Source organism: Hydrogenophaga taeniospiralis CCUG 15921 (assembly GCF_001592305.1).
In the GTDB taxonomy this organism is placed as follows: domain Bacteria; phylum Pseudomonadota; class Gammaproteobacteria; order Burkholderiales; family Burkholderiaceae_C; genus Hydrogenophaga; species Hydrogenophaga taeniospiralis.
This window is the reverse complement of sequence record NZ_BCWR01000033.1, coordinates 1-3,196: the sequence shown is the minus strand read 5'-3', so window position 1 is coordinate 3,196 and position 3,196 is coordinate 1. Positions and strand designations below refer to the sequence as shown.

General features: G+C 70.0%; 4 protein-coding genes and 1 pseudogene. All 5 read left to right on the top strand.

The window, feature by feature from the left end; translation table 11 throughout:
- Positions 1-145 (top strand): annotated as a pseudogene (locus HTA01S_RS26115) (benzoyl-CoA oxygenase); the annotation flags it as partial.
- 27 nt (positions 146-172) lie between these two features.
- Entirely contained in the window at positions 173-973 is an 801-nt protein-coding gene (locus HTA01S_RS24335) for an enoyl-CoA hydratase-related protein (RefSeq protein ID WP_068176634.1), read from the top strand.
- Positions 970-2,484 carry a 3-hydroxyacyl-CoA dehydrogenase gene (locus tag HTA01S_RS24330; protein WP_068176631.1) on the top strand — a complete coding sequence of 505 codons (1,515 nt, stop codon included), beginning with the start codon at positions 970-972 and terminating at the stop codon, positions 2,482-2,484. Before HTA01S_RS24335 ends, HTA01S_RS24330 begins: the two co-directional genes overlap by 4 nt.
- Complete coding sequence (locus tag HTA01S_RS24325; RefSeq protein WP_068176628.1) at positions 2,481-2,930, top strand: MaoC family dehydratase; 450 nt, start codon at positions 2,481-2,483, stop codon at positions 2,928-2,930. The genes HTA01S_RS24330 and HTA01S_RS24325 overlap by 4 nt, the downstream gene beginning before the upstream one ends.
- On the top strand, positions 2,927-3,196 hold a 270-nt coding region (locus tag HTA01S_RS24320; RefSeq protein ID WP_456318565.1), incomplete at its 3' end, for a thiolase family protein. The genes HTA01S_RS24325 and HTA01S_RS24320, both read left to right, overlap by 4 nt.

Here is a 3,196-nt window from a genome sequence, read left to right as displayed (position 1 = left end):
ATATTTCTATGTGTGTGGTCTGAAAAGCATGGAAGAGGGCGTGGTGCTGGCGCTGCGCGATGTGGCGACACAGGCGGGGTTGAACTGGGAGCAGATTGGTGCCGCGCTCAAGCGCGAGGGGCGGCTGCACCTGGAAACCTACTGAATGATGGACCGTGAAGGACCGATGGACATGAGCATTTATGACACCTTGGTCGTCTCGCGGCGCGCCCCTGGCGTGGCCCAGGTCACCATGTCGCGCCCGGCGGTGTTCAACGCCTTCGACGAGACCATGATCGGTGAACTCGACACCGCGTTCGCCGAACTGGAGGCCGACCCTTCCGTGCGCGTGATCGTGCTGGCGGGCGATGGCAAACATTTCAGCGCGGGGGCCGACCTGCAGTGGATGCAGCGCGCCAGCGCGGCGAGCCACGAATGGAATCTGGCCGACGCACGCCGCTTCGCCGGCATGCTGGCGCGCATCGAAGCCTGCGCCAAACCCACGGTGGCGCGGGTGCAGGGCGCGGCGCTCGGCGGGGGCGTCGGGCTGACCTGCGCGTGTGACGTCGCGGTGGCCGCCGACAACGCCAGTTTCTCCGTCAGCGAGGCCAAGTTCGGCATCCTGCCGGCCGTGATCGGCCCCTATGTGACCAACGCGGTGGGCAAGCGCCAGGCGAAGTGGCTGGCCCTCACCACCACGCGCATCGATGCCGCGAAGGCGCTGGCCATCGGCCTGGTGCAGCAGGTGGTGCCCCTGGAAGCGCTGGACGGCGCGGTGGATGCGACCGTCCAGGAACTGCTCGCTGGCGGCCCCCACGCGCAAACCGAGATCAAGCAGTTGTTCGCCCAGTTGCAGGTCGGGCCGATCACGCCCGAAGCGCGCGAGCTGACCGCGCAGACCATCGGCCGCGTGCGCGGCACCGACGAGGCGCGCGAGGGCTTCGCCGCCTTCCTCGCCAAACGACCCGCCCCCTGGATTCCGAGCGCAGCATGACCTCTCTCAACAACGCGCCGGTGCTGGTCGTCGGCGCCGGCATCATGGGTACCGGCATCGCGCAAGTGGCGGCCCAGGCGGGCCACCCGGTGTTCCTGTTCGACATGCGCGAAGGCGCCGCGGCGCAGGCGAAGACGAAACTCGCGGCAACGCTCGATGGCCTGGTGGCCAAGGGCAAGATCACCGCCGAGGCCGCGGCGGCCACGCTGGCGCGCATCGAGCCGATCCCCTCGCTGGACGTGGCCGCAAGCGCCGCGCTGGTGGTCGAGGCCATCGTGGAGAACCTCGATGCCAAGCGCAGCCTGTTCCGGCAGCTGGAGTCGGTGGTCGGTGAGACCGCCATCCTGGCGAGCAACACCTCGTCCATTTCGGTCACCGCCATCGCCAACGGCCTGCAGCGGCCCGAGCGCTTCGTGGGCATGCACTTCTTCAACCCCGTGCCGCAGATGAAGCTGGTGGAGGTGGTGTCCGGGCTGCAGACCGATGCGGCGGTGGCCCGGGCCATCGAGGCCCTGAGCGTGGCCTGGGGCAAGGTGCCCGTGCACGCCCGGAGCACGCCGGGCTTCATCGTCAACCGCATCGCGCGGCCGTATTACGCCGAGACCCTGGCCCTGCTGCAGGAGCAGGCGGCCACGCCGCAGCGCCTGGACGCCTGCCTGAAAGCGGCGGGTTTTCGCATGGGGCCTTGTGAGCTGATGGACCTGATCGGCCACGACACCAACTTCGCGGTCACGAACTCGGTCTTTGAGGCCAACTTTGGCGACAAGCGCTACGTGCCTTCGCTGGTCCAGCGCGAGCTGGTGGACGGTGGCCTGCTGGGCCGCAAGAGCGGGCGCGGCTTCTACACCTACCCCGAGGGCGCACCGGCGCTGCCCGCGACGGCGCACGAGGCGCCGTTGGCGATGGGACCCGTCACCGTGCACGGCGACGGCGAGATCGCCGACCGGCTGGAACGGCTCGTCACCCAGGGCCGATTGTCCGGCGACGCCACACCCTCGCGCCAGCGGCAGAGTGCCTGGGTGGGCCTGGCCATTGGCGGCGCCCGGCTCGTGCTCACGGACGGCCGCACCGCGGGTGACATTGCGGCGCGTGAAGGGGTGGCCGATGTGGCGGTGTTCGACCGCCCGCTGCTGTGGCCGGCGGCGCCCGGCGGCGCGCTCGCTTATGCGGTGGCGCCCCGGGCCAGCGCCACCTGGCGCCAGCAGGCCCCGGCCTGGCTCGCCGCGCTCGGCTTTGCGCCCGTGCCCCTGGCCGATGCGCCCGGGCTGGTGGTGGCGCGCACGATCGCGATGCTGATCAACGAGGCCGCAGACGCCGTGCTGCAAGGCGTGTGCACCCCCGAAGGCGCCGACGCCGCGATGAAGCTCGGCGTCAACTACCCGGCCGGGCCGTTCGAGTGGCTGGCGCGCTGGAGCGTCGCGGGCGTCATGCAGGTGCTGGAGTCGCTCGACGCGTATTACCGCGGGGAGCGCTACCGCATCAGCCCCTGGCTCAGGAGGACACTGGCATGAAATTCGCCGAATTCCACCCGGGGCAGGTCATCGAGGCAGGGCCTTACGAGTTGGGTGAAGCCGAGCTGATCGACTTTGCGCAACGGTACGACCCCCAGTGGTTTCACACCGATCCCCAAGCGGCCGTTGCCGGCATCCACGGCGGGCTGATCGCCAGCGGGTGGCAGACCTGCGGCATCGCCATGCGGCTCATCGCCGAGGCGGCCTTGCAGGGGTCGGAGTCGTTTGCCTCGCCAGGGCTGGCCTACGTGAAATGGCCGCACCCGGTGCGTGCCGGGGACCGCCTGAGCCTGCGCGCGACGGTGATCGAGACACGCCGGGCCAGCAGCAAGCCCACGCTCGGCATCCTGCGCTGGCGCTGGCAACTCTTCCACGCGGCCGGCCACGAGGTGCTGGACCTCGAAGCGACCAGCCTGTTCCACCTTCCTCACCAGGACACACCATGACCCAGGCCTACATCTGCGACGCGATCCGCACCCCCTTCGGCCGCTACGGCGGCGCGCTCAGCTCGGTGCGCACCGACGACCTCGGCGCCATCCCCCTCAGAGCCCTGATGGCGCGCAACCCGAACGTGGACTGGGCCGCCATCACCGACGTGCTCTTCGGCTGCGCCAACCAGGCCGGCGAAGACAACCGCAACGTGGCCCACATGAGCAGCCTGCTCGCCGGCCTGCCGCTCGAAGTGCCCGGCGCCACCATCAACCGCCTGTGC

Bases quoted from the DNA above. Each gene is read 5' to 3' on its own strand.
- HTA01S_RS24325 (WP_068176628.1), top strand. From the start codon at position 2,481: ATGAAATTCGCCGAATTCCACCCGGGGCAGGTCATCGAGGCAGGGCCT.
- HTA01S_RS24335 (WP_068176634.1), top strand. From the start codon at position 173: ATGAGCATTTATGACACCTTGGTCGTCTCGCGGCGCGCCCCTGGCGTG.
- HTA01S_RS24330 (WP_068176631.1), top strand. From the start codon at position 970: ATGACCTCTCTCAACAACGCGCCGGTGCTGGTCGTCGGCGCCGGCATC.